20 protein-coding genes are annotated in these 23,381 nt (G+C 59.7%); 3 read left to right on the forward strand and 17 right to left on the reverse strand.

Annotation, left to right across the window (positions count from 1 at the left end):
• Window positions 1-3: 3 nt before the first annotated feature.
• Genes OZ428_RS18815 through tssA form a run of 16 tightly spaced genes read right to left on the reverse strand, consistent with a single transcriptional unit; the run spans window position 4 to window position 19,696 of the window.
• Window positions 4-849, reverse strand: coding sequence for a serine/threonine-protein kinase (locus OZ428_RS18815; protein ID WP_269130870.1), 846 nt, complete (start codon window positions 847-849; stop codon window positions 4-6).
• The gene (locus tag OZ428_RS18820; RefSeq protein ID WP_442964804.1) at window positions 846-1,559 is read right to left on the reverse strand and encodes a PP2C family protein-serine/threonine phosphatase; all 714 of its coding nucleotides are present in this window, start codon (window positions 1,557-1,559) and stop codon (window positions 846-848) included. Before OZ428_RS18820 ends, OZ428_RS18815 begins: the two co-directional genes overlap by 4 nt.
• Complete coding sequence (tssM, locus tag OZ428_RS18825; RefSeq protein WP_269130872.1) at window positions 1,556-4,906, reverse strand: type VI secretion system membrane subunit TssM; 3,351 nt, start codon at window positions 4,904-4,906, stop codon at window positions 1,556-1,558. The genes OZ428_RS18820 and tssM overlap by 4 nt, the downstream gene beginning before the upstream one ends.
• A 15-nt stretch (window positions 4,907-4,921) precedes the next feature.
• Entirely contained in the window at window positions 4,922-5,785 is an 864-nt protein-coding gene (gene icmH, locus OZ428_RS18830; RefSeq protein ID WP_269130873.1) for a type IVB secretion system protein IcmH/DotU, read from the reverse strand.
• Between the two features lie 5 nt (window positions 5,786-5,790).
• Complete coding sequence (gene tssK / locus OZ428_RS18835; protein ID WP_269130874.1) at window positions 5,791-7,119, reverse strand: type VI secretion system baseplate subunit TssK; 1,329 nt, start codon at window positions 7,117-7,119, stop codon at window positions 5,791-5,793.
• 1 nt (window position 7,120) lies between these two features.
• Window positions 7,121-7,606: a type VI secretion system lipoprotein TssJ gene (tssJ, locus tag OZ428_RS18840; RefSeq protein WP_269130875.1), complete on the reverse strand. Its 486-nt coding sequence runs from the start codon at window positions 7,604-7,606 to the stop codon at window positions 7,121-7,123.
• A 5-nt stretch (window positions 7,607-7,611) separates the two neighbouring features.
• Window positions 7,612-8,784 carry a type VI secretion system-associated FHA domain protein TagH gene (gene tagH / locus OZ428_RS18845; RefSeq protein WP_269130876.1) on the reverse strand — a complete coding sequence of 391 codons (1,173 nt, stop codon included), beginning with the start codon at window positions 8,782-8,784 and terminating at the stop codon, window positions 7,612-7,614.
• A 16-nt stretch (window positions 8,785-8,800) separates the two neighbouring features.
• Window positions 8,801-8,932, reverse strand: coding sequence for a hypothetical protein (locus OZ428_RS18850; protein WP_033902364.1), 132 nt, complete (start codon window positions 8,930-8,932; stop codon window positions 8,801-8,803).
• 41 nt (window positions 8,933-8,973) lie between these two features.
• Window positions 8,974-10,506, reverse strand: a complete 1,533-nt coding sequence (locus OZ428_RS18855; RefSeq protein ID WP_269130877.1) for a sigma-54 interaction domain-containing protein — start codon at window positions 10,504-10,506, stop codon at window positions 8,974-8,976.
• Window positions 10,503-12,935, reverse strand: coding sequence for an AAA family ATPase (locus OZ428_RS18860; RefSeq protein WP_269130878.1), 2,433 nt, complete (start codon window positions 12,933-12,935; stop codon window positions 10,503-10,505). Before OZ428_RS18860 ends, OZ428_RS18855 begins: the two co-directional genes overlap by 4 nt.
• 6 nt (window positions 12,936-12,941) lie before the next feature.
• The gene (gene tssG / locus OZ428_RS18865) at window positions 12,942-13,955 is read right to left on the reverse strand and encodes a type VI secretion system baseplate subunit TssG (protein ID WP_269130879.1); all 1,014 of its coding nucleotides are present in this window, start codon (window positions 13,953-13,955) and stop codon (window positions 12,942-12,944) included.
• Window positions 13,919-15,706 (reverse strand): type VI secretion system baseplate subunit TssF, encoded by a 1,788-nt coding sequence (gene tssF, locus OZ428_RS18870; protein WP_269130880.1) that lies wholly within the window; start codon window positions 15,704-15,706, stop codon window positions 13,919-13,921. Before tssF ends, tssG begins: the two co-directional genes overlap by 37 nt.
• A complete protein-coding gene (gene tssE, locus OZ428_RS18875) occupies window positions 15,696-16,097 on the reverse strand; it encodes a type VI secretion system baseplate subunit TssE (protein WP_269134200.1) in 402 nt (133 codons plus the stop codon). Before tssE ends, tssF begins: the two co-directional genes overlap by 11 nt.
• Window positions 16,098-16,111: 14 nt before the next feature.
• A complete protein-coding gene (gene tssC, locus OZ428_RS18880; protein WP_269130881.1) occupies window positions 16,112-17,587 on the reverse strand; it encodes a type VI secretion system contractile sheath large subunit in 1,476 nt (491 codons plus the stop codon).
• 28 nt (window positions 17,588-17,615) lie between these two features.
• Window positions 17,616-18,113: a type VI secretion system contractile sheath small subunit gene (gene tssB / locus OZ428_RS18885; protein WP_269130882.1), complete on the reverse strand. Its 498-nt coding sequence runs from the start codon at window positions 18,111-18,113 to the stop codon at window positions 17,616-17,618.
• A gap of 32 nt (window positions 18,114-18,145) precedes the next feature.
• The gene (tssA, locus tag OZ428_RS18890) at window positions 18,146-19,696 is read right to left on the reverse strand and encodes a type VI secretion system protein TssA (protein WP_269130883.1); all 1,551 of its coding nucleotides are present in this window, start codon (window positions 19,694-19,696) and stop codon (window positions 18,146-18,148) included.
• A 480-nt stretch (window positions 19,697-20,176) separates the two neighbouring features.
• On the opposite strand from tssA, the gene OZ428_RS18895 reads away from it, so the two are divergent.
• On the forward strand, window positions 20,177-20,692 hold the full coding sequence (locus OZ428_RS18895; RefSeq protein ID WP_033902356.1) for an Hcp family type VI secretion system effector: 516 nt from the start codon (window positions 20,177-20,179) through the stop codon (window positions 20,690-20,692).
• Between the two features lie 52 nt (window positions 20,693-20,744).
• Here the strand turns inward: OZ428_RS18895 and OZ428_RS18900 are convergent, their stop codons facing one another.
• Entirely contained in the window at window positions 20,745-21,566 is an 822-nt protein-coding gene (locus OZ428_RS18900; RefSeq protein WP_033902355.1) for an aldo/keto reductase, read from the reverse strand.
• 106 nt (window positions 21,567-21,672) lie between these two features.
• Here OZ428_RS18900 and OZ428_RS18905 point away from each other — a divergent pair, with 106 nt between their 5' ends.
• On the forward strand, window positions 21,673-22,167 hold the full coding sequence (locus tag OZ428_RS18905) for a DUF1543 domain-containing protein (RefSeq protein ID WP_269130884.1): 495 nt from the start codon (window positions 21,673-21,675) through the stop codon (window positions 22,165-22,167).
• A gap of 97 nt (window positions 22,168-22,264) precedes the next feature.
• The gene (locus OZ428_RS18910; RefSeq protein ID WP_269130885.1) at window positions 22,265-23,365 is read left to right on the forward strand and encodes a polyamine ABC transporter substrate-binding protein; all 1,101 of its coding nucleotides are present in this window, start codon (window positions 22,265-22,267) and stop codon (window positions 23,363-23,365) included.
• Window positions 23,366-23,381: the final 16 nt, after the last annotated feature.

Consider the following 23,381-nt stretch of genomic DNA (forward strand, 5'->3'; position numbering starts at 1 on the left):
CCATCACCCCACGAACCACAAGCGCCGTCGATTGGCCAACCCTTCGCGCAGCTCAGCGACCCCTAAGGTGCGCTGCTCGGGGTCCATGGCCAATGCTGAACGTAACGAAGGCCAGTACTGCCTGGGCAATTGCCTGGGCCGAGGCAGTCGCTGATGACATTGGCGCTCCCCAGGCCGCCGGCCCTCTGCCAGCTCATAGAGCACACAGGCCGCTCCGTACAGATCGGCGCTGGCAGACGGCAATCCTCCGGCCATCAACTCCGGCGCCGCATACGCAGGGGTCCAGGCATTCAGGCGGTTTCGGCTCAAACCCGGTAACCCTGACCTGACCTGGGCCTCGGCGTGACCCAAGCCAAAATCAAACAGGCGCACGCCCTGCTCGCTCACCATGATATTCGCCGGTTTCACATCGCCATGCAGGACACCTTGCCTATGGGTGTAGGCCAGTGCATCCAGCAGTTGCAGGGCCATGGGCTGCAGCTCTTGCCAGGGCAACCCCTGCGGACACTCCGGGAGCATGCGGTCCAGCGTCAGGCCGGGCATGACTTCCATGGTAAAAAATGCCACTTGGTGCGCCGTGTCCACCTCAAAAGAAAATGCCCGCACCACATGATCATGTCGCAGGCTTCGGGTCAGGGCGAATTCGCTGTAGAGAAGCACATGAGCGTCAGCCGACGCGGACAGGCTCTCGCCCAGCAACTTCAGCGCCACGCGGCAGTCTGGCTCGCCAAATGCTTCATGCAGCAGGTCCCGGGCGCGATAGACCACGCCCATCCCCCCAGTACCCAGGATGCGTTCAAGCTGGTAACGCCCCGCAAGTAGGTTCGGTGGGCCTACCGTCGCGTTCATGGCTGAATCACCACGGCGGTAAGGTCATCGCGTGCCGCGCCGCGCAATACGTCGTGAAACAGCCGGTCCACGACCTGCCGTGGTGTACCGGCGCTCATGGCACGCCCCAATTCCCTGTGACTGAGCCCCTGGTACAAGCCATCGCTGCATAACAAAAACACGTCTCCGGGTTGGGTGCGCAACTCCAGTACTTCCAGGCTCAGCGGCTGCCAGCCTCCGACCGCTCGGGTCAAGGCCCTGCTGCCTGGATGAGCCTGGGCCAGTTCTGGACTCAACTGCTGGCGGTCGATCAGTTGCTGCTGCAAGGAGTGGTCGCGTGACAGTTGATACAGCCGCTGACCCCGCCAGAGATAGCATCGACTGTCCCCAGCCCAGATACAGGCCGCACGGTTGGGTTCGAGCAACAACACAACCACCGTACTGCCCATGATGCCCGCCCCGCCATCGACGGGTTGCAACTGACTGTCGAGGCCACGCAGGCAAAGGCGGACGGCCTCGATCCGTTGGTCAAAGCCGCCTTTGCCTGGCAGTGCGGCAAGGCTGTTGACCACCCACTGGCTGGCGACATTCCCGGCCTGATGACCGCCCATGCCGTCAGCGACCGCCCAGCAACCGCGTTGTGGGCAGTCGAGGAGAGCATCTTCATTGCGCACACGGCTTTTGCCTTGTGCCGTGCGCCCGGCACTGCGCCATGCGTACGGCCCGCTCACAATTGCTCCGGCAAGCGGAACGTGCGCCATGTCGCCATCTGGAACGGGCTAGGGTTGCGTTGGCTGGTGAGCAGGTAATTGGCCCGCAGGCCTGCCAGGTCAGCCTTGAGAATCTGCGTATCCCGGCCGCTGGCAGACTCGCTTTGCATCAAGTCGAAAAACCGGAACAACGACCAGGCGCCACTGTCCTTCTCGATCCCCAGCGGCCGCTCTGCACCGCGCTCCAGCACCAGGCTGCTGCGACCATTCTCGGCTTCGATCGGCCAGCGGAAGGTCATTGGCACGATCGGGCCGTGACGGTATTCCAATTGCTGATCGCCGACTCGCAACGTCGCCCGGCTGACGGCCTGGTCCAGGCTGTAGGGCGCCAATGTAAACCGCACGGCCCAATCACCCTGGTCCTCGGTGAAAAACCCCTGGCGAATGGTCTGCGCCCGGGTCAATTGGTCCAAAACCGAACGCGACATTGGCAGGCTGCGCCCCTCCAGGGCCCGCATGCGATAACGGTCGCCCTCGACACTTACAAATGGCCGCAGGTACCCCTCATAAAAGCGCGCCAGCGCGCCCCGTGGTTTGAAGAACGCTTGAAAATCGCCCAGGGCGACGTCGCTGCCGGTGTGGGCATCGAACGGGTATCGGCGTTGGATGGCTTTCGCATAGAGGCCGTAGACCTCGCTTTGATAACGCTGATTCACGTACCCATACGCATCATCAAGCAGGTGGCGCCAAGTTTGGTCGGCAATACCCTCGAACCAACCTTTGAGCGGCTGCGGGAAGCGGGCCGCGGTATCACGCAGGTTGCCCAACAGCGGCTGCTGCCCATCCATCCGCTGCCTGGCCATTTTGAACGCGGCCTGCTCCGGCGAGCTATCTCGGTTCAGCGCCAGCAATTGCAACTGCAGCTCATCAAGCAAGCGCAATGCCTGTGTCAACTCGCCGCCTGGGTTCTGCTCTTCGTCGAGCAACTGGTGCAAGGGTTCGAAGCGGCGTTGCAATGCACGCCGGGCCGTATCGGGCAGTGGTGTTCTGGCCAGAACCTTGGAAGTCGCAGCGCCCAGTTCGCCAACGTGCGAGCTCACCGCCTCAAACCGATCGGGAATCGGCACTAACCGCGTGTTTTCGCGCACTTGCTGCAGCAACTGCACCAAGGCCGACTGGGCTGATGTGAGGCCCGCAAGTTGCTCCGCGCCTTGTCGCAGGCTGCCACTGTCCTGCAGCCTGACCCGACCCAGGGCGTCACTCCAGGCATCGGCGTATTCACTGAAATAGCGTTGCTCCAGCGCCAGCATCAACCGGCGTAGTTCCGTGACGCTGAGGTCGGAGCTTTCCCCGAGTACCCAATTGTCCTGGGCGATGGCATTGACCCATTGAGCGCCCTGTGTTTCGAAAACCTGCAGGTATTTTTGGGTGTAGAACCCCGGTATAGGGGGCCCTGAACTGGAAAACGCCGGGCCTTCGGCCAGACGGTAAGGCTCCAGGCTCCGCGCTTGTTCCCGCAGCGCCCGGTAGACCACTTCCGCCAGCGACTCACCGCGCAACACCAAGCGAGCCTGGGCGACCAGCTCTTCATTCAATGGCACCAGGAATGGTCGCTCAAGGAGCCGCATAAAGTGCTCATTCAGACGCTTATGTGTCGAAGTATCCCCACGCCACTGACCCGCCACGTGCTCTGCCAACCACCCCGCATCACGCCGCTCGCGCAGATTAAGCATCAGGTAGGCACGCAGGCTGTCCAGCAATTGCCCGCGGTCACCCAGGCTGCCTCGTACTCGTCCTTCGAGCAGCCTGGTCACGTACGGCAGTAAATGCAGCTGCAAGGCTTGGTCATAGGCGCTGGCCAGCAGCGGATAACTCACCTCTCCCTGATACAAGCCAGCCCGATCAACCCAACGTGCTTCGGCCAGCGGTGGAAACACTTGCGTTGCAGCCAGGCGACTGTCCAGCAGCGTCAACAGTACGAGGCTCTCGTCGTCCCCTTGTTGTGTAGAGGATTGGTTGTTGATCAATCCCAGTAGTTGCACCAACCGCTGATGGTTAAAGGTGTAACTGTGCGTCCACAACGCCCCCGCCGTGCCGATCACCACCGACGCAGCCAGCGCCATCAGCCCATGACGCCGATGTATGCGCTGCCGCTCAGGACTACGCAGTCCGGCAAGATCGGCTTCGGCAAAAATCACGCGCTTGAACAAGCCTTGGACAAAATGAGGCCGTACATCGACCGTCTTCGCACAGGTCAGGTAGAACCCTCGCAAACCATTGATGTGTGGGTAGCGATAGGCGGAAAATCCAGTCTCGATAAACAGGCACAGGCGATCACCGATGTGTGCAACCTGCCGAGGAAAGTCCAGTATCCGGCGTCGACGCGCGATATTTCGCTCCTGATGCAAGCGCGGGATCAGCTCCGCGCCCAGACGCTGCAAAAGGCTCTCGAACGCCTCTCTGACCTGAGCGATGTCTGTGCCGGCGGTACCTGTCACCAGGTGCCCACCCAAGACGACTTCTGCGCCATCGCCCTGCTGCGCGTCGAAGAACTCGGCAAACCCGGCCAACCGATCAGCCTGGGTCAACACCAGATAGACCGGAACATCCGCATGCAATGTCTGCTGGATGTCCTGCAAGCGACTACGTACATGACGCGCATGGCGCTCCAGGTCGTGCTCATTGCTGCTTGAAAGTGTATCGACAGACAGCGTGACCACCACGCCATTGAGTGGCCGCGCCCGGCGTCGCGACTTGAGCAGACCCAGGAGTGTCATCCATCCCGCAGCATCAACCGAGGGGTCTGGCTGGCCCAAGTAGCGGCCGGCCGTCTCGACCATCACGGCGTCTTCGGCAAAATACCAGTCACAGTAAGGCGTAGTGCCTGGGAGCACGGTTTCTGGTCGCCCGAACAGAGACTGCACGCCGCTGGCAGCCAACAGGCTGGTCTTGCCACTGCCTTGCTCGCCAATCAACAGGTACCAGGGCAACTCGTTCCGCCAGCGCTCGCTGCGGTCACCATAGTGTCGGGAGCTTTTCAGCGTGTGCAGGGCCTCCTTGAAGCGCCCCTGCACCTGCTTTGTTTCGTCGTTGATCAATGCCTGACGCTGATGTTGCTCGTGGTGCTCGTGTTGATTCAAACGAGCGGTACGGCGAGTACCCACCACGACCATCGACAGCCCCCACAACAGCAGCAACCCGCTGATGGTCAGTAACCGGGATGTCGGGCTCTGCCAGAAACGGTAGTCATCCACCGCCAGCAAAGGCCCGAAAAACCAAATCAGCAGTGCGCTGGACAACACCAGCAACAAGCTCCACAGCCAACTTTTGCGCAGCACCGTCCCCACGCCCTTGAAAAATGCGTTCATCCATTGCTCCCAGCGTTATGAGTGCGTCCGAAACAAACCTGGCACCCAGGATTGAAGAGGTTGCAGCGTCGTCTTGCGTTCCTGGCCCAGTACCCAGGCAAATCCTGAATACATCACCAGCAAACAGACCAGCACGCAGATGGCGACCCCTGTGCCGGAGGCAATACGTATCCGTGACCGGGATGCTCTCCCCGCCTCTGGCGAAATGGATACCGGCAAACGGTCCCCGCGCACATGCCTGATCTGGCGGTACACAGCGTCGTGAAGCGCTTCAAGTTGCGCCCTTCCCCGCTCCATGACGCGGTATTTGCCTTCGAAGCCCAACGACAAGCACAAGTACATGAGTTCCAGCATGGCCAGATGCTTGAAGGGGTCGCGGGACAAACGCTCCAGCAACTGGAAAAACTTTTCCCCCCCGAAGGTTTCGTTGTGAAAGCGGCTCAACAGGCTTCTCTTCGACCAATCGCTGCTACTGCCCCACGGCGTGGTCACTACGGCCTCATCAATGACACTGCACAACACGTAACGCGCCGAGATCACCTGACTGCTCTCCACCCCCAAATGCAAGGCATGGGCCTCAAACGCGGTGATACCCGATGAAAGCTGGTCATTGAGCGTCTGCAGGCTTTCCCGACCGGGGCTGGCCTTGAGCAGGGCAACCTGCGACAAGAGTTCCCAGGCCGCCGCCAACAGAATGTTGGAACCCATCTTGAAGCTTTGCGCCCCCTGCAGCTGGGCGGTGTAGATCATGCGGTCTTCCAGCTGCTCGAAGCGTGGCGGCGCTGGAAAGTCCGTGACGGGCCCCTGTGCCGGACCGAACCCTTCACGATCAAGCAATATGGTTTTTTCATCCTGCGGGTATTCACTGTCCATCGTCATGGTGTTCAGTTCCTGATAGCCCAGAAGTGGAGTTCCAGCTCGGCGAACTCGCCACTGGCGTGGAAGGCGAAACCACCCGATTGCTCCAACTGCGCGATGTCACGTGGACTGAGTTCGAGCATGAAATAGGTCTTGCCGGCGTGATACGGAATCTGTCGAGGTGCTACCGGCAGCGGCTGGACCTTGATACCTGCGAGATGCAGGTTCACCAGCTCGCGGATACGTTCCACAGGGCCGATCTTGAGATGCGCCGGCAGGCGATGACGCAGCTCCTCCGTATCACACTGGGCGCTAGCCGCTAAAATGAATGTCGCAGTGCCGAGCAATTTGAGATCGCTGACCGGGCAGACCAGCACTCCGTACTGTCGCTGTTGCAACGTCAGCTCAATGGCATGTTGCTCCAGCACCGACGACAAGACGGTGCGAAGACCCTCCATCAGCCCGCGAAAGCTCGCCCCCTGGTCGCCGTGGTGGTACTGCACCGCCAATTGCGCACGTTTGTTGTCGCAGGCGAACGTCGACAGCTCCCCGAGAATCGCCAACAACTCCCGATACAACAACTCCGGCCGCACCTGGGTTTGCCCCTGGTAATGACGCAATATCAACTCAGCACGGTTGATCAGTTGCAGCATCAAAAAGTCGCCAACCTGTGCCCCAGCCGAGGCGCCACTGCCCTGGATGCGTGATGCGATCGCATCGCCACGCGTTGCCAGCAGACTGATCACCTCCTTGAGGCATGAAGACACATACCCCGAACCTTGGAGATAGATGAACGTCGGTACAAAATCCGCCTCCAGCGTTACGCCGCCCTCCTGGGTCGAATCCTGCACCTGAGCGACCTGGAGTTTCACGTAGAACGGATCGCTGGGCCCTTCCCCCAGCATCAGGCGCAAGTCCGGCCGTGCACAGTGGATCTGGCAACGAGCGTCGACGCCGGCATTGGAGTCCCCTATCTCCATTTCATAGGCAACGTAGCGAGCCAGGACATCGCCTTGCTCCTGCCTGCGCACTTCAACCTGATTCTCTGTTGCCAGCGGCAGCGCCAGGTACACAGCTTGTCTGCCTGCATTGGCAGGCACCTGCAACACCAAAGGCTCCATCGCGCCACTCAGCTCGAACAAGCTGCCATCCGGCAAGACACCGCTGGCCCGGTTGACCACAACCTTGCCCAGATTGAGGTACTGCACATCGACTTCCAAGGTCAGGAAACCCCAGGCGTCACTGCTCAGCAGGCGGGTACGGTTGAGCTGTCGGTGGTAGTAGCGGTCGTTATGCTGCAAGTGCTGGGGCCGCAGCAACATGCCCTCTTGCCAGATCACGTTATGGACGTTCATTTCAATCCTCCGTCCTGTCAGTCTGAGGCGCGACCAGGCGGAGGCCCGTCTGGTCCAGCGCAACTTCGGCCTGCGTCAGTTGCCCTGGCACCACTGGCAGCACCAGCCGCCATTGCACGTGGGGCAAATCGCGGTAGGCCGCCAGCACGCCGACATAACGGCTATGCGGCTCGACACTGAGCTTGAGCGGCACCTGCTCGCCGGGACGCAACTCCCACTCCTCGCTGCTGACCCAATCCTTGGCGAGAGTCTGCTCGGCCCGGCTGTAGAGGCTGAAGAAGTCGGCGTTTTCAAAGGCCACGGGATGCCGCAGCTCAAGCAGTTGCACCACCACGGGTGAGGGACGACCGTGCAGGTCGGGGTTGACCTCATCGCCAGCGGTCAACGTCAAGTCCAGCTTGGTCAGGGTCGAAAAAGGTGAAAGCGTGCTACAGCCGGCCAATAGGCCAAGTGCTGACAGCGTTGATATGACAGCGATCCGATACATGAACATCATCCTGGGCACCCGACGTGCAAGGTGGAGACCAGGCGCACCTGCTCCTCGTAGGCTTTGGAAAAATCATTCAGCAACCTCTGCTCGCCCAAGGGCTCTTCGGACGTCAACCGTTGATAGTGGCGTTGATACGCCCGCCAATGGGCGCCATCGCTGAAGAACCTGGGTGGCTTGCCCTCGCGTTCGAAACTCAGCAGCAAGTGGCCTGGCGCAAAGGCTGCCAATGCACTGCGCACAGCGGCCCGACTGGCCACGACCAAGGCCAGTTGATGCACTTGCAGTTCACGACAGACCTGGGCGACGGCGTATTCGGCAGAGTGTTCGCCCAGTTCGCCAACACCCAGCAATGACTTAATGGCAGTTGGGCCGTCGGCACAGGCTTTTAATGGGTTGCGGGTATCGAGCCCTGGAGCGGTCAGTACAGAGTTGATTTCACTGTTCAGCTCGTCGCGGGTTCGCAGGCTCTGCTGCAACCCACCGATGGTTAGCCTGAACAGCCCTGCCACTTTGATCGCCAGGGCCTCACGGCCCAGCGTATCAAGCATGTCCATTTGCATGCCCAACGCTTGCGCGAACTGTGGCCAGAATGTTTCCGAGCCACCCGGCGCGGCCGCAGCGGACCCGGTAGGTAGGACCTCCCTGACGGTGTCAGCCCACTTCGGCACGACCAGATGATCACGATCCACGGCCCCCTGACATAAAGCTTGGGACGGCACCTGCATGGCTGTATCCAAGGCATCAAGTTCTGCCGATGAATCAGCACGCAGTTGCTCGCGATCCAGTGCATCGACAGGGTCAAGTCCCAGGAACGCATCGTCTGGGATCGCGTCATCCCGGGCATATGACCGCCGCTCATTTGCCAGCAAGCGAGCGCGGATCTCCAGCCCGCCCAATTGGTACACGTCACCCTCGCTGATCAGCCGTGCCTGCCCCTTTTCCAGGCGTTCCATGCTGCCTGATACACCGATGCCGTTGCTGCTGATATCGGTCAGGAAGTAGCGGCCTTCTCGGTAACTGACCAAGCCGTGATGACTGGAGATCAGGCGATTGGCATCAGGAATGATCCAGTCACAGCCCACCCCACGGCCGATCACGCCACCGACGCCCTCAAACGTCTTGCGAGCAGGCGTCGCAGCGCCTTCGGTACCACAGACTTCAAACACTAGTTGCATGGCGGAGCTCCCCTGCTCACTGCCCACGTCGGGTCGCCTGGGGGTCACCCAACGGACGGTAGTCGGCATCATCAAAGACATAATTGGCGTTACAGCCACTCAACAAACACAGCACCAGCAAAAGGCCTTGCCACGCACGAAAAAACATCAGGTATCTCCCATGAAAATCAGGTGCCAACACGCCCCCATTCAGCCCCCCTCGCAGACATCACCCAGGGGGATCTTCAGGCGCGCCAGGCGATAGAGCAGCGTGCGGCGAGCGACGCCCAACTCACGTGCGGTACGGGTGCGATTGCCACGGTTTTTGTGCAGGCAATCGATCAGGAATACTCGCTCGACCCGCTCCAGGCGTTGACGCAACGTTGCATCGACGGACTCATCGGTGGCGGGTGCAGACAAGGACAAATGCTCGGGCAGGATCACACCGTCATCGCAGAGCAGTACCGCACGTTCCACCAAGCACTTGAGTTCACGGACATTGCCGGGAAAGGCGTGACTCGACAGTTGGTCAAGGGCTGCGCTGGACCACGACACCGGTTCGCGCTCAAGGGCAAGAGAAGCCTTTTGCGCAAATTCACGCGCCAACAACAACACATCGTCGTCGCGCTCGCGCAAGGGCGGCAGTTCGATGGGAAATTGCGCCAGCCGGTAGTAAAGGTCTTCGCGAAAACTGCCTTGGGCGACCATCGCGGCGAGATCACGGTGAGTCGCGGCGATGATCCGCACATCCACCTTGTGTGCCGCGCTGGCGCCCAAAGGGCGGACTTCGCCCTCCTGTAGAACCCGCAGCAACTTGGCCTGCAGCGACAGCGGCATGTCGCCGATTTCGTCCAGGAGCAGCGTGCCGCCATGTGCCGCATCAAACAGCCCGGTGTGGTTGCGTTCAGCCCCCGTGAAAGCACCTTTGCGATAGCCAAACAGCTCACTTTCCAGCAGGCCTTCGGGAAATGCCGCACAGTTCTGCACCACGAACGCTTTGCTGCGACGCGCCCCCGCAGAATGGATAGCCCGCGCCACCACCTCCTTACCCGTCCCCGTCTCCCCTCGCAGCAATACGGTGTAGGACGTATGCATGACCTTGCCAATCAGACGGTATGTCTCATCCATGGCCGTACTGCTACCGACCAAGCCAAATGCTGCACGGGGAGCCGGTGCGGATTGATTCTGTCGGACGACACTTCCCAAGGATGGCTGACAGCGCAGCAAAGCCAATTGCATCAAGGTAAAACTACCCAGTTGGCTCAGGGAGACGGAGTAGTCCTGCAAGTGTTTCCGGTATTGGCTGGCGCACAGCAACACGCCGCTGATGGCCTTGTCCCGGTTGAACAACGGCACACATGACAGCGCTTCCCAGGCTGTCGCCATGGCTGGCAGGAAGCCGTATTCGTACACGCTGCTCGATAGGTCCTCCAGGCTAAGGGCCGTTTGATGGCTGAGTACGTAGTGCAATACCTGCTCGTGCTGGAAGTCCTTGGTGCCGACCGGATCACCGGGGCAAAGCTCCCCGGATAAATGCTGGGCAATCAGTTCGAGTCGGCCTGTAGACTCATTTCGCCAGTACAACTGGCTGAGTTCGCACTGGCTGAGTTGCGCCACCGCCGTCACACACAGGCCGGGCAAAGAGGCTTCGTCGCCATCGATACCCAAGCGAATGAACCAGCCGAGCAACGCGTCGGCGAAGGCCAGGGGATGGGATAGTTGAGTGGACCGATTATCCCTCATTGGCTGAACTCACAAATGGGATAGCCGCTACCCTCCAGGCGCGCATGCACATTCGCCAAGCATTCACCCTGGGCCATGGCCGCCAGCAGCCGATCCGCCACCTGCGGCAACAAATTAAGCTCGATCCACTGGTCTATGTAACGCGCACCACTGTCTGCATGGGCACAGTGTTCGGCCATGTGTGCAACCAGCTCTGGCGTATAGCTGAAAGCCAGCTTGCGTAAACGCAACCGTTGTCCCAAGCGTTCAAGCTTGAGCCTTGCAAGGTCATGCAGAACCTCACCCTTGATCGGGTAATACGGCACCACACGCATGCGGGCCAGCAATGCCGGTTTGAAGTGGTCGCGCAGCAGCGGACGGATCGCCTCTTGCAGCACTTGCACGTCAGGCCGTTGACCGCCGGCACACAGCTCACCGATACACTCACTGCCGAGGTTGGAAGTCATCAGGATCAGTGTGTTGCGAAAGTCGATTTCCCGGCCTTCCCCGTCATTGACCAGACCCTTGTCGAAAATCTGATAGAACAGGTTCAACACTTCCGGGTCGGCTTTCTCGACCTCATCGAGCAGCACCACCGAATACGGTCGTTGGCGCACGGCTTCGGTCAGCACCCCGCCCTCGCCGAAACCGACATAACCGGGCGGTGCGCCAATCAACCGCGACAGGGAGTGTTTTTCCTGGAACTCCGACATGTTGAGTGTCGTGACGAACCGTTCACCGCCATACAGTAGATCGCCAAGGGCAAGTGCTGTCTCGGTCTTGCCTACACCGCTTGGGCCGACCAGCAGGAACACACCGACCGGTGCATCGGCTTTGTTGAGCCCCGTGGCAACGGCGCGCAAGTTGCGGTCCAGGGCCTGCACCGCCTGTTCCTGGCCAAGAATGCGCGCGCGCAGCGCATCGGCAAAGCCCAGTGCCCTTGCGCTGTGCTCGAGTGCCAGTTGTTCAACCGGGATACCGGTCCAGGCACTGATGACCTGGGCCACCAGGCGCGGGCAAACCTGCTGCGGCACAGCCTGTTGCTCAAACCAGCGCTGTTCCAGCTCCCGGCGCTCACTGTCCATTGCATCCCTGCGCAGTTTCAACGCGTGCAAGATCTGCTCATCCACGGCAAACCCTGCATCCCTGTCACGACTTAATGCCTGATGCTGCCGCATACCTTCCGCCTGCTCCGCGTACAGGCGCTGTAATGCCTCCGGTGCGGTCTCCCGTCGGGTACGCAAGCGAGCACAGGCCGTGTCCAATACATCCACCGCCTTGTCGGGCAACTGGCGCCCGGACAGGTAACGCGCACTCATTTGCGCCGCCGCCACGACGGCATCGTCACACACGTAAACGCCGTGACTGCGCTCATACACCGAAACCAGCCCGCGCAAGATCGAAACCGCCTGCTCGACACTGGGCTCGCCCACCCGTACAGGCTGGAAACGCCGCGCCAATGCCGGATCCTTTTCGAAGTATTTTTTGTATTCCGACCAGGTAGTGGCAGCGATGGTGCGCAGTTCGCCACGAGCCAGGGCTGGCTTGAGCAGATTGGCGACGTCGGACGCGCCTGCCTGGGCGCCCGCCCCGACCAAGGTATGCGCCTCATCGACAAACAGGATCACAGGCGGCACTGAAACGTTGACCTCATCGATCAAGCCCTTGAGGCGCCGCTCGAATTCACCCTTGATACTGGCACCGGCCTGGAGCAAGCCCATGTCCAGGGTCAGCACCCGGACATCCTGCAGTGGCCCCGGCACCTGCGCACTGGCAATGCGTAGCGCGAGGCCTTCGACAACGGCCGTCTTGCCGACCCCGGCTTCGCCGACGAGTATTGGGTTGTTCTTGCGGCGGCGCATAAGGATGTCGATCAACTGGCCGATCTCGATATCCCGGCACAACACCGGATCAATACGCCCTTCATGGGCCTGGCGCGTCAGGTCGTGGGTGAAGCGCTCCAGCAGTGACTCACCCTTCGGGGCAGGGTCAGTATCAGGTGCCTGGCTCCGCACAAAGTCGAGCACACGCTGCGCATCCAACCGATTCAATAAAACCTGATAGACACTCCCCGCGTGGTGCAGCGGATGACGCAGCAATGCCAGCAACAGGGCGCCGTGATCGACCTCGGTCTGTCGCAGTTCCAGATGGGCAACCATCAGGGCCTGTTGCAGCCACTCTACAAGCGCCTGGGCAAACACCGGATTGCGCGAAGCACTCGCCTCCCCTTTGGGTTGCAGTGCCGCTTGCAGCTCGCCGTTTTCGATGCCCGCATCTGCCAATGCCCGTACCAGAAGGCCGTCGTGATGCTCCAGTAGGGCCAATAGCAGGTCTTCCACCAACACCTCCCGGCCGCCGCGCGTTACGCAGCGTTCAGCCGCGCGCACCAAATCGCGACGAGCCTGGGGGGTCAAGGTCTGGATAAGTTGTTGCAGGTCCACATTCATCATAATGATTCATCCCTCATGAGCGTTGCTCGGCACCATGACCACACCATCGGCGTACTCATGTGCCAGCCAGCTGGTCCAGCCGAGACGACAGACGTTGTGCTCGCCAATGTGCAACGGTCGGATCTCTTCTTTGGCAAGCACCAGGCGCAGGTCATATTCCAATGGGTCTCGCGCCGTCAGCCGCACCAATGAGCACAGCAGCGGGTAGTCCGCACCCGTGGGCAGAAACCCATGGAGTTGCTGCCAGCGCAGGCCCTGCAGATGCACCCTGAACTTGCCACTGCGGTCGGCCACCTGGCTGCCCAATACCTGGTCATGACCCAGCACGCTGTTCGCGACGCCGAGCCGGTTTCGCTGTGAGTCGGCGATGACAACCGTGCGCAGCACCCATTGCTCGATGAACAGCCGGTTGTGCTTGAAGTAGTAGCGCAGGACCGTCTCGATCAAGGCTGCCGAATGTGCCCGCAGACCTAGCAGCCCCAAGTAGGGCAACAGCCGCTTGCAGTTCAATTGCGCGACACTGCGAATCTGCCGTCCCCTCAACCCGATCAACGCAAACATCTGCTCGGAAAAGGTGTCACGCGCATCCGCCTGGAAACACGCCCGATAACGATATTTGCGCCAGATGGGCAGCATCAGTCGTTGCAGGCGGTGATGAAACACGTCCAGGAAATCTCGCGTAGCGTTACCGCCTGCCCCGTCGCCATAGGCCTGCTCGCCATAAAACGCAGGTAACGGCGAACCCGCGCCACATAAGCCCAAGACGTTGAGGCGAAGGCGTGCGCGCAGCTGTTCGTGCTCGACAAAAAATTCCACGCGATCAATATCGTGACCGGGAAAACCGAGGCCAGGGTTGGCTTTAAACTCCAGCAAGTCATACAGCGCGTCGTCATCCAACAGAGGATGGGCATCGCGCAGACGCTTGATCACCTGCAAAACCGCCTGGAACAGCGAATATTCGCGGATGATCCGCGACAGTCGCGTCAAAGCAGGGGCTGCTGCCCCATCCGTGGTGGCCATAGATACACGTCTCCTTGTGTGCTGATGACTCTTAGTTCGTGATAAGCATTGAGGCTGGCGTAGAGCGCAAAGAACTCGTTGAGTACTGACGCAAAAATGAACACTTCGCCCGGCCCCAAGAAACCCTGGGGATCAATCTTCAGATCAATGCGTACTCCGCGACACGGCAAGCCGCGGTGCAATCGGTCGACCGATGAATGACTGACGGATAGCATTGCACCCAACTTCCTCTTACTGACCTTTTGCGCCAGTCGGTCGTGATAGCGCGGCAAGTCATAGGTTTTGAGAATCACCTTCAAAGCGTCGATATCGCTCAATGACAGGTAGTTGAGCGACATGTTGCTGATAAGCCGCCAGAGAAAATCCTGGTCCAGAGGCGGAGACAGACTGGCTGTCGGCGCGCAGATGTTGCGAAACGACAGCCCCTCTGGCGTCTGCTCGCAAGGCCGGTTGATGTCGCCTGACTGCAACAGTCGAGGTAGGTTGTGATTGGTGCACGTCAACTCGATCGACAGTGTTTGCTGGTCCGACTCGAGGCCGTTGCCAATCCCAAGCCAGGTTTCCAGCCCGGCATGCTGCGTCGATGGCCGTTGGCGAATGCTGTAGCTGGGCGGGTTTTCCGGTAGGTCGGTATCGCCATCATGTTCAAAGGATTCGAACGGCACGTAGGCCTCATATCCACGCCCACCTGGCTGCCAACCCGTTACACGGTCTACGGAAAACACACTCGCGTTCTCCCGCGAATACTCGCCGGGAATGAGCAGGTACTCATCTTGCTTCCCGTCCAGGCGAATGGGCACCGCGTCATGCTTGAACAGATTTACGATGGGTGTGCAGTAGAGCTTTACGTTATCCAGGGTGGGCTGTTGGGACTCACGCCATGGCGTGCGTAACTCAAAGCGCACTATCACCCCACACACTTGCTTGAGCAGCTCACCGGGCAATTTGTGCAGTACGCCCAGGCCGTTCACATCGACAAACAGGAACTTGTCAGGAAAGGCAAAATATTCCTGCAAATGGCGGTACCCCGGGAAGGTGTTCTGCGGATAGGGGATTAGCGCCTGTTCCTCACTGAACCCCACCGGCTGTACCTGTTCAGCACCCAGTCGCAGTGATATGGCCTGCCCATCGGGCCCTCTGACGGGCAATCCATCGTGGCCCAAAGGCAACAGCTCGATACCTTCGAGGTGGCGCAGCAGGCTCAGGTATAACGCCTGGCTGATGTAGCTATCCCCGGCCAGATGCAGGCGCAACTGATCAAAGGCCCAATCACTGAAATTACCGGCGGCGCTCATGTGCAGGCGCAGACTCAACACGCCCTGCCCTGCCTGTGCGCTGTACTCCAGGGCGCTCAGTTGCAGCGGTAGTACCTGTATGGCGTAGCAGGTACGAAAACGGCATCGCTCACCGTTGACTGCGGCGCTTTCCACCGGTGTATCACGCGCCACACACACACCGGGACGTGAGTGCTTCAACGGGTCAAATTGCAGCATGCTGAACGCTGGCATTGGGCGCATGTAGTTGGGCCACAGCAAATGCATCAGCGAGTGCGTGAGTTCTGGAAGTTCGTCGTCGAGTTTTTGCCGCAAGCGCCCCGTGAGAAATGCAAACCCCTCCAGCAGCCGCTCGACATCGGGATCCTGGCCAGACTCTGCGAGGAAAGGGGCCAGCGCAGGATTGCGCTCGGAAAACTGCCGTCCGAGCAGTCGCAACGCACTGAGCTCACTTTGGTAGTAACGGTTAAAAGACATCCGGCAAAACCTCTACCTGACCGGCGTCACAGAGTCGCGCGGTAAACACCACCGTTTGCTTGACACCCTTGACCGTCAGTGTGCCTTCGATAGCGAACGCCAGCGCCAATGGATCCTGGTCCCGCGGCAACGTCGTGACCCGCACATGCTTCAAGCGTGGCTCGTACGCCCGGATAAATCGCTCGATCAACAAACGCGATTGAGTCAATGACTCATGCAAGCTCTGGTTCATGTCGTTGAGGTCGGGCAAGCCGTAATCCGGCAGTGTCTGCACGCTGCCGGCACGGATACTGAGCATTTTTCCCAGATGCATCGCGACAGATGTCACGCCACACGCGGGAGTAGCCGCCGGACGTTCAAGACGCTCGAAAAGGCGTTGGTGGTAGGACACTTCCTGGCCGCTGCTCATTCTTTATCGAGCTTGCCGACCAGGGACAGCGTGAAGTCGGCCCCCATGTACTTGAAGTGCGGCCGTACACTCAGGTTGACGCGGTACCAGCCGGGCTCACCGTCGACATCACTGACAACGATGCGCGCCGCGCGCAATGGCCGTCGTCCACGCACTTCGGCACTGGGGTTTTCCTGATCGGCGACGTACTGGCGAATCCATTTATTGAGTTCCAGCTCCAGGTCTGTACGCTCCTTCCACGAACCCAATTGCTCGCGCTGAAGAACCTTGAGGTAGTGGGCCAGGCGATTGACCACCATCATGTAGGGCAGTTGGGTACCCAAGCGGTAATTCAGCTCGGCTTCCCTGCCCTCGGGACTGAGGCCAAAGTGTTTCGGCTTCTGCACCGAACTGGCGGAGAAAAACGCGGCATTATCGCTGCCCTTGCGCATCGTCAAGGCAATGAAGCCCTCTTGCGCCAGCTCGTACTCACGGCGGTCGGAAACCAGCACTTCCGTCGGGATTTTGGTTTCGATCTCACCCATGCTCTGGAAGTGATGCAACGGCAAGTCTTCCACCGCACCACCGCTTTGCGGACCGATGATATTCGGGCACCAGCGAAAGCGCGCGAAGCTGTCAGTCAGGCGCGTGGCAAAGGCGTATGCCGTGTTGCCCCACAGGTAATGTTCATGGCTGTTGACCACGTTTTCCTGATAGGCGAAGGTCTTGACCGGACACTCAACTGGATCGTAGGGCGTACGGAGCAGAAAGCGCGGCACGGTCAAGCCGATATAGCGTGCGTCTTCGCTTTGGCGAAAACTTTGCCATTTCGCAAATTGAGGACCTTCGAAGTGGTCCTTCAGGTCTTTCAGGTCCGGCAGGCCGGTAAAACTCTCCAACCCGAAGAACGCCGGCCCGGCAGCGGCGATGAATGGCGCATGGGCCATGCAGGCCACACTGGATGCATACTGCATCAGTTTCACGTCGGGGGCGCTGGGAGACAAAAAGTAGTTGGCGATAATCGCGCCCACCGGCTGACCACCAAACTGACCATACTCGGCACTGTAGATATGTTTGTACAACCCGGACTGGGTCACTTCCGGTGAATCCTCGAAATCTTCCAGCAGGTCTTGCCGGGTGACGTTCAGCAGTTCGATCTTGATGTTCTCGCGGAAGTTGGTCCGGTCAACCAACAACTGCAATCCCTTCCAGGCGGCTTCCAGGGCCTGGAATTGCGGGTGGTGCAAAATCTCATCCATCTGCAAGCTGAGCTTCGTGTCGATCTCGGCAATCATCCGGTCGACCAAGCGTTTCTTGACGGGCTCACCACGATTCTGCGGCTTGATCAGCTCTTCGATGAACGCCGAGACGCCCCGCTTGGCAATGCCATACGCCTCGTCGTCTGCACTCAGCAGAGTCTGGGCAACGATGTTGTCGAGAATGCTGAATTGATCATCGGTGGGTGCTGGCAGTGTGTGTTGTTGTGTGGTCATGCGGTCAGTGTCCTTTTACTGAAAAATGTCAGGCGTCGGGGCTGTCCAGACCCAGCTCAGCCAGTACCCTGGCGCGGGACGCGTCATCCGCCAGGGCCTGCTCGATAGCCTTGCGAAAGCTCGGGGTGTTACCCAGGGGTCCTTTGAGCGCCATCAGTGCCTCGCGCAACGCCATCAACTTGTGCAACTCGGGCACCTGCTCAACCAGGTTCGCGGGATTGAAGTCCTTCATTGCATTGATGCGCACCTGAATGGCCAACTCCTCAACACCTGAATCCTCCTGCAGGCGGTTGGGCACGTTCAGCGTCAGGCTCAACGCCTGTTTGGCCAGCACGTCATCGAGGGTGTTCTTGTCGATCGCGATGGGCTTGCGATCTTCGAGCTTGCGCACGTCCTCACGTTGGGTGAAATCGCCCAGCACCAACAGTTTCAATGGCAGTTCGACTTCTTCCTGCGCCCCGCCGATAGCGGGTTTGAACGTGATATTGATGCGTTCCTTGGGGGCGACCGAAGCTTCTTTGGCCATGGTGTCTCTCCTTTTTCAAGTGGCTCGAAAGCCTATTCAAGTACCGCTTCCAGATCGAAGAGGCACAGCCTGCGATGGGTGTCTTCCTTGCGCTCGCGCACGGCGTGGTTTTGTGGCAACAGGTCGCAGCAGCGATACAGAAGCTGGGCAACTTGAAGTGCCAGCTCCGGTTCCCAGCGCTCAAGGCCTGTGCGTTGCAGTTCGTGGTCCAGGTGTTCGAGCTGGATCTTCGCCAGCTCATGCTTGCCCGCCTGCACACACAGGCGCGCCTGTGCCAGCCGCCAGTGAAAACGCGCGCGATCACTGCGAGCGGCGAGGCTGCCTCGCTTGAGTTCATGGATCGCGGCCTTGAGCCCATCCTTGCGCAACCTGGGCGCTACCGCCTGCAAGGCGAGCTCCCAGGGCTCGGCTTCGGAATCCACCACGGCGGCTGATTCGGGTACTTGCAAATGCCGGCTGACCTGCAGCGTGATCCAGTCACGGCTGGCGGCGTCGGCAAAAGGAACGCGGTCGTGAAAGCAGAACGACGGCAGGTCCGGCAAGCGTTGCAACAACAAGGCGAAGACAACTTCCAACTCGAGCATGGCCTGTTCGGCCTGCAAGGCTTCCAGGCATTGCCAGAGCATGCGCAACCCATCGAACCAGAACATGGCACCGGCCAGACTGGCCTCCAGTTCAAGTACCAGGTCGGCGTAATGCCCTTGGGCAAAACGCTCCTGATAACGCTTGAGCTTGTCAGGGGCAGGCCCGCGCAACGCGGTCACCCGTTCGTTGTCGGCATCCGGGTAGCTGGCCAGTACCAACCAATTCAATGTTCGGTTGAGGCGCAAGGCGCGCAGGTCGGTAGCGTTCTGGCGCAACCACCAGGTACACAACGGGCGGGCCTGCTCCTGCAAGGTACGTAGTAACTTGCTGGCGTCTTTTTCGTTGTTCACAACGGTTTCGGGTTTGAGCAATTGGCTGGCCGCTTGCTGGACCTGCGCAATGACACCGCTTAATCCCGCCGCCGGGGTATCGTCCTGAGCCGCACGCTCCAGTCGTTGAGCCAATTGCCTGCGAATCGGCAGCAGCAACGGCGCGTCATCCGCGAAGTGCTTGGCCCATAGCTCATCGAGACCTGTCAGTTGCTCAAGCACGGCGCGAAATAAGGGCTGCTGGTTCTGCAACGGCAAGCCTTGCGCGAACAAAGGCTCGAGGCGCAACACCAACCAAGCGAATGCTGCGCCACGGGTGCGCAGTTTTTCGGGGTAGGCCACCGACCAATGATGCTCGCAGAGATAGCGCAACATCCCGAGCCCCGCCAGCAGCCCTGGATAGGATTCGCGCTGGTGCAACGCCCAGGTCAACCAGACAGCCACACGTAGATCCTTGGATTGTTGCCGTAACAGGCCTTCACTGATTTCCAGGACTTTGTGCCAATCCGGCTGACCACTGCCATGGATCGATTGTGCCTTTGCCAGCTCGGACTCCAAGGTTTCATACTCACTCGAAAAGCGCATATCGCTGCCCGCAAAACTTGTTTGCGCACAGGGCAGCCTCGCAACTTCTAGATAGTAATCACACAGCTTGTCCGAATACGACATTCAACACCTGATGCAACTAACCAAGACAGGAAAAAGCCAACTAGCGACACTTAAAAAGCACACCAATAGGCCATCTTAACCTTGCTGTAACTTCTGCAAAGCTCCCAAACCTTAGCCACGCCAAAAGCATTCAGCAAGCGACAGAGAAATACTTAATCCTTTTCCTACAAACGCGCAAACAAAGCCACTGCGCAGCATTTTGCGCACTGAGGCACAGGTGCGATTTAGACTCTATTTACAACTTCCCTATTTAACTCGCGTGCGCACTGAGCAATTAAATGCGCAGCTCTGCGCAACTAAATACGCCATATAACTACCAAAACCATCTCGCCTGATTATCACTCCAGCCTTATTTAACGCCAAACCCCTGTATTTATTAACCCGCTCACTTTCAGGCACGGTTCTTGTAGTAATGGTGACTTGCCAGCCGGTGTCATGATCGGTTGGAACTACCTCTTCAATCAGACAAGGAAACCCGTCATGCCAACACCCGCCTATCTATCCATCACCGGCGTCAAACAAGGTTTGATCACGGCAGGCACGTTTACCCAGGACTCGGTAGGTAATATTTACCAGGAAGGCCATGAGGACCAGATCCTGGTCCAGGCGTTTGCTCATCAGGTGATCATTCCGCGCGACCCACAATCCGGCCAGCCCACCGGCCAGCGGGTCCACAAACCCATGATGATCAGCAAAGTCTTCGATAAATCCTCCCCATTGCTGTTCAGCGCACTGACCAGCGGCGAAGAGGTCAAGTGCCGGCTGGAATGGCTGCGCACCTCGTCCGCCGGCACCCAGGAGCACTACTTCACCATCGAACTGGAGGGCGCGACCATCGTGGACATCCAGTCACGCATGCCCAACTGCCAGGACCCGGACAACGCCCACTTCACCCACCTGGAGGATGTGTATTTCACCTACCGCAAGATCGTGTGGACCCACGAAGTGTCCGGTACTTCCGGGTCCGATGACTGGCGCAGCCCGGTTACGGGTTAAACCGAATTAACCAGGGAACGGTGCCAAGGAAGGCGTCGTTCCTGACCGCGGGCTAAACCATCGCCAGAGGGTGCTTGCGCTTGGGTGCGCCAAACACGCGGTCAATCGCGTCGAGGTCGTGCTCATCCAGCACCAGCTTGGCGGCGGCTGCGTTGAGCCGCACGTGCTCTGGGGTGACCGCCTTGGGGATCGCGATCACACCGTCTTGGCGCAACACCCAGGCCAGGGAGACCTGGGCGGGCGTGACCTCATGTCGACGGGCGATCTGCTTGAGGGTCGGGCTGGACAACAACTCGCCACCCTGGGCAATCGGACAGTACGCCATCAAGGGCAAGTGATGCTGTTGCCACCACGGCAGCAGGTCAAATTCGATACCGCGCTCTTCGATGTTGTAGAGCACCTGATTGGTGGCGCACGCCGGGGATGCGAGCTCCTGCAGATCGGCCACATCGAAATTGGAGACGCCCCAGCGGCCGATCTTGCCGACTTCACGCAAGCGCTCGAAGGCTTCGACGGTTTCCTCAAGGGGGTGTTGGCCGCGCCAGTGCAACAGATAGAGATCAATGTAGTCCGTGCCCAGGCGCTGGAGGCTGGCTTCACAGGCACGGGGCACGCCCTTGTGGCTGGCGTTGTGCGGGTAGACCTTGCTCACCAGGAACACCTGGTCGCGCCTGCCGCGAATGGCTTCGCCGACGACCGTTTCGGCGCCGCCCTCACCGTACATTTCGGCGGTATCGATCAGGGTCATGCCCTCGTCGATGCCCAGTTGCAAGGCCGCGACTTCGGCGCGGTGCTGGTCGGGATTTTCGCCCATGCGCCAGGTTCCCTGGCCGATGACAGGGACGGGAACGCCCGCCAGATCAATGGTACGCATGACAACCTCCTGATGAGTTCGCGGATTAACAGTGTGGCATTGACCGGACAAAAGGGTTCAATCGAAGTAAGGTTAGCCTCTGCCAAGTCACCTGGAAGAACCTGTAATGCTGTTTGTCGTCATGCTCGGGGGCAAGCACCCACGGGCAAAGATTGAAGTGCACGATGTGGTGTTTGCGGTCGCGGACACGCTGGAAGCGACCTACCCGCAACTACGCGCCGGTTGGTTCGGCAGTCCCAAGGGTGTGCACATCGATGCCTGGATGGCCGTGGAGGGCGTGGACGGTTGGACAGTCGAACTGAGCCATCTGGCCCCGGCTGCTGGTGCACATCACCTGTACTTCATCAACCTTGGCGGTTACGAGTCCAATAGCTTTGGTGAAGCCCACCACTACCTGCTGGTGGTCGCCCGCAACAAACAGGAAGCCATGAGCAAAGGCAAGCAACGGATGCTGCGCCACTGGTCCCAAGCCCACACCGATGGGGTGCTGGACATCGACGACTGCCTGCCCATTGATCTGGTGAGCGGTCGCTATATTCATCTGGTGCAGGGCCCGCACCGGCCAATCATCCAGCAGAACGACTACATCGTCCTGAGCTGAACCCTACCCGAACGGGGTATGGCGCCCACCGGCCACCTGCCTGACAGTGCAATCAGTCCCTCAGCCTGATAACAAGCACAACTCAAGGTGGGTCCCCATGCGTAAAGCCTTTATCGCCCTGTTCAGCGCCGCATTGCTTGCCTCCGCCACCTTGAGCCAGGCCGCCGACGACCCAGGCAATACCTTGCGCATCTACAACTGGGCGGACTACATCGGCGACACCACCCTGGCCGATTTCGAGAAAGCCACGGGGATCAAGGTGGTCTACGACACCTACGACTCCTACGAAACCGTGCAGGGCAAGTTGCTTTCCGGACGCTCCGGGTATGACCTGGCCCTGCTCAACGCTTCCCTGGTACCGCTGCTGATCAAGGGCGGCGTCTTCCAGCCACTGGACAAGTCCCAGTTACCCGACTGGAAGAACCTTGATCCATTGGTGCTGAAAAGCCTGGAAGCCCACGACCCCGGCGTCACTTATTCCGCGCCCTACACCTGGGGCAGCAATGGCGTGACCTACAACGTCGACATGATCAAGGCGCGCATGCCGGACGCGCCTATCGGCTCCCTGGCGATGATTTTTGACCCGAAGGTGGTGTCGCGCTTCGCCGATTGCGGCATCACGTTCATGGACTCACCGACCGACATGATTCCCCTGGCCTTGACCTACCTCGGCCTGGACCCTAACAGCGTCGCCCCAAATGACCTCAAGGCCGCCCAGGGCGTGCTGATGGCAGTGCGTCCGTACATCCGCAAATTCGACTCCAGCGGTTTCATCAACGGTTTGGCCAACGGTGATCTGTGTCTTGCCACCACTTGGTCCGGCGACTACGCCACATCCCAGGCACGGGCAACGGAGGCCGGGGCCAAGATCACGCTGGACTATTTCATTCCCAAGGAAGGCTCGCTGATCTGGTTCGATAACTTCTACATCCCCGCCGATGCGCCCCATGTGGCCAACGCCCACAAGTTCATCGAGTTTCTCCTTCAGCCCAGCACCATGGCCGGCGTCAGCAACACCATCCACTACGCCAATAGCAACCTGGCCGCCAAGCCCTTGGTGAATGCCGGTATCCGCGACAACCCGGCCATCTACCCCGACCCGACGACGATGCAGCGCCTGTTCACTCAGAAAAGCCAGCCGCCGGCCGCTGTACGCCTGATCACCCGCACCTGGAACGCCGTCAAGACCGGCAAGTGACCCCCAGCCATTGAAG

It is taken from the genome of Pseudomonas sp. GXZC (genome assembly GCF_026967615.1).
GTDB classification, from domain to species: Bacteria; Pseudomonadota; Gammaproteobacteria; order Pseudomonadales; family Pseudomonadaceae; genus Aquipseudomonas; species Aquipseudomonas azotoformans_A.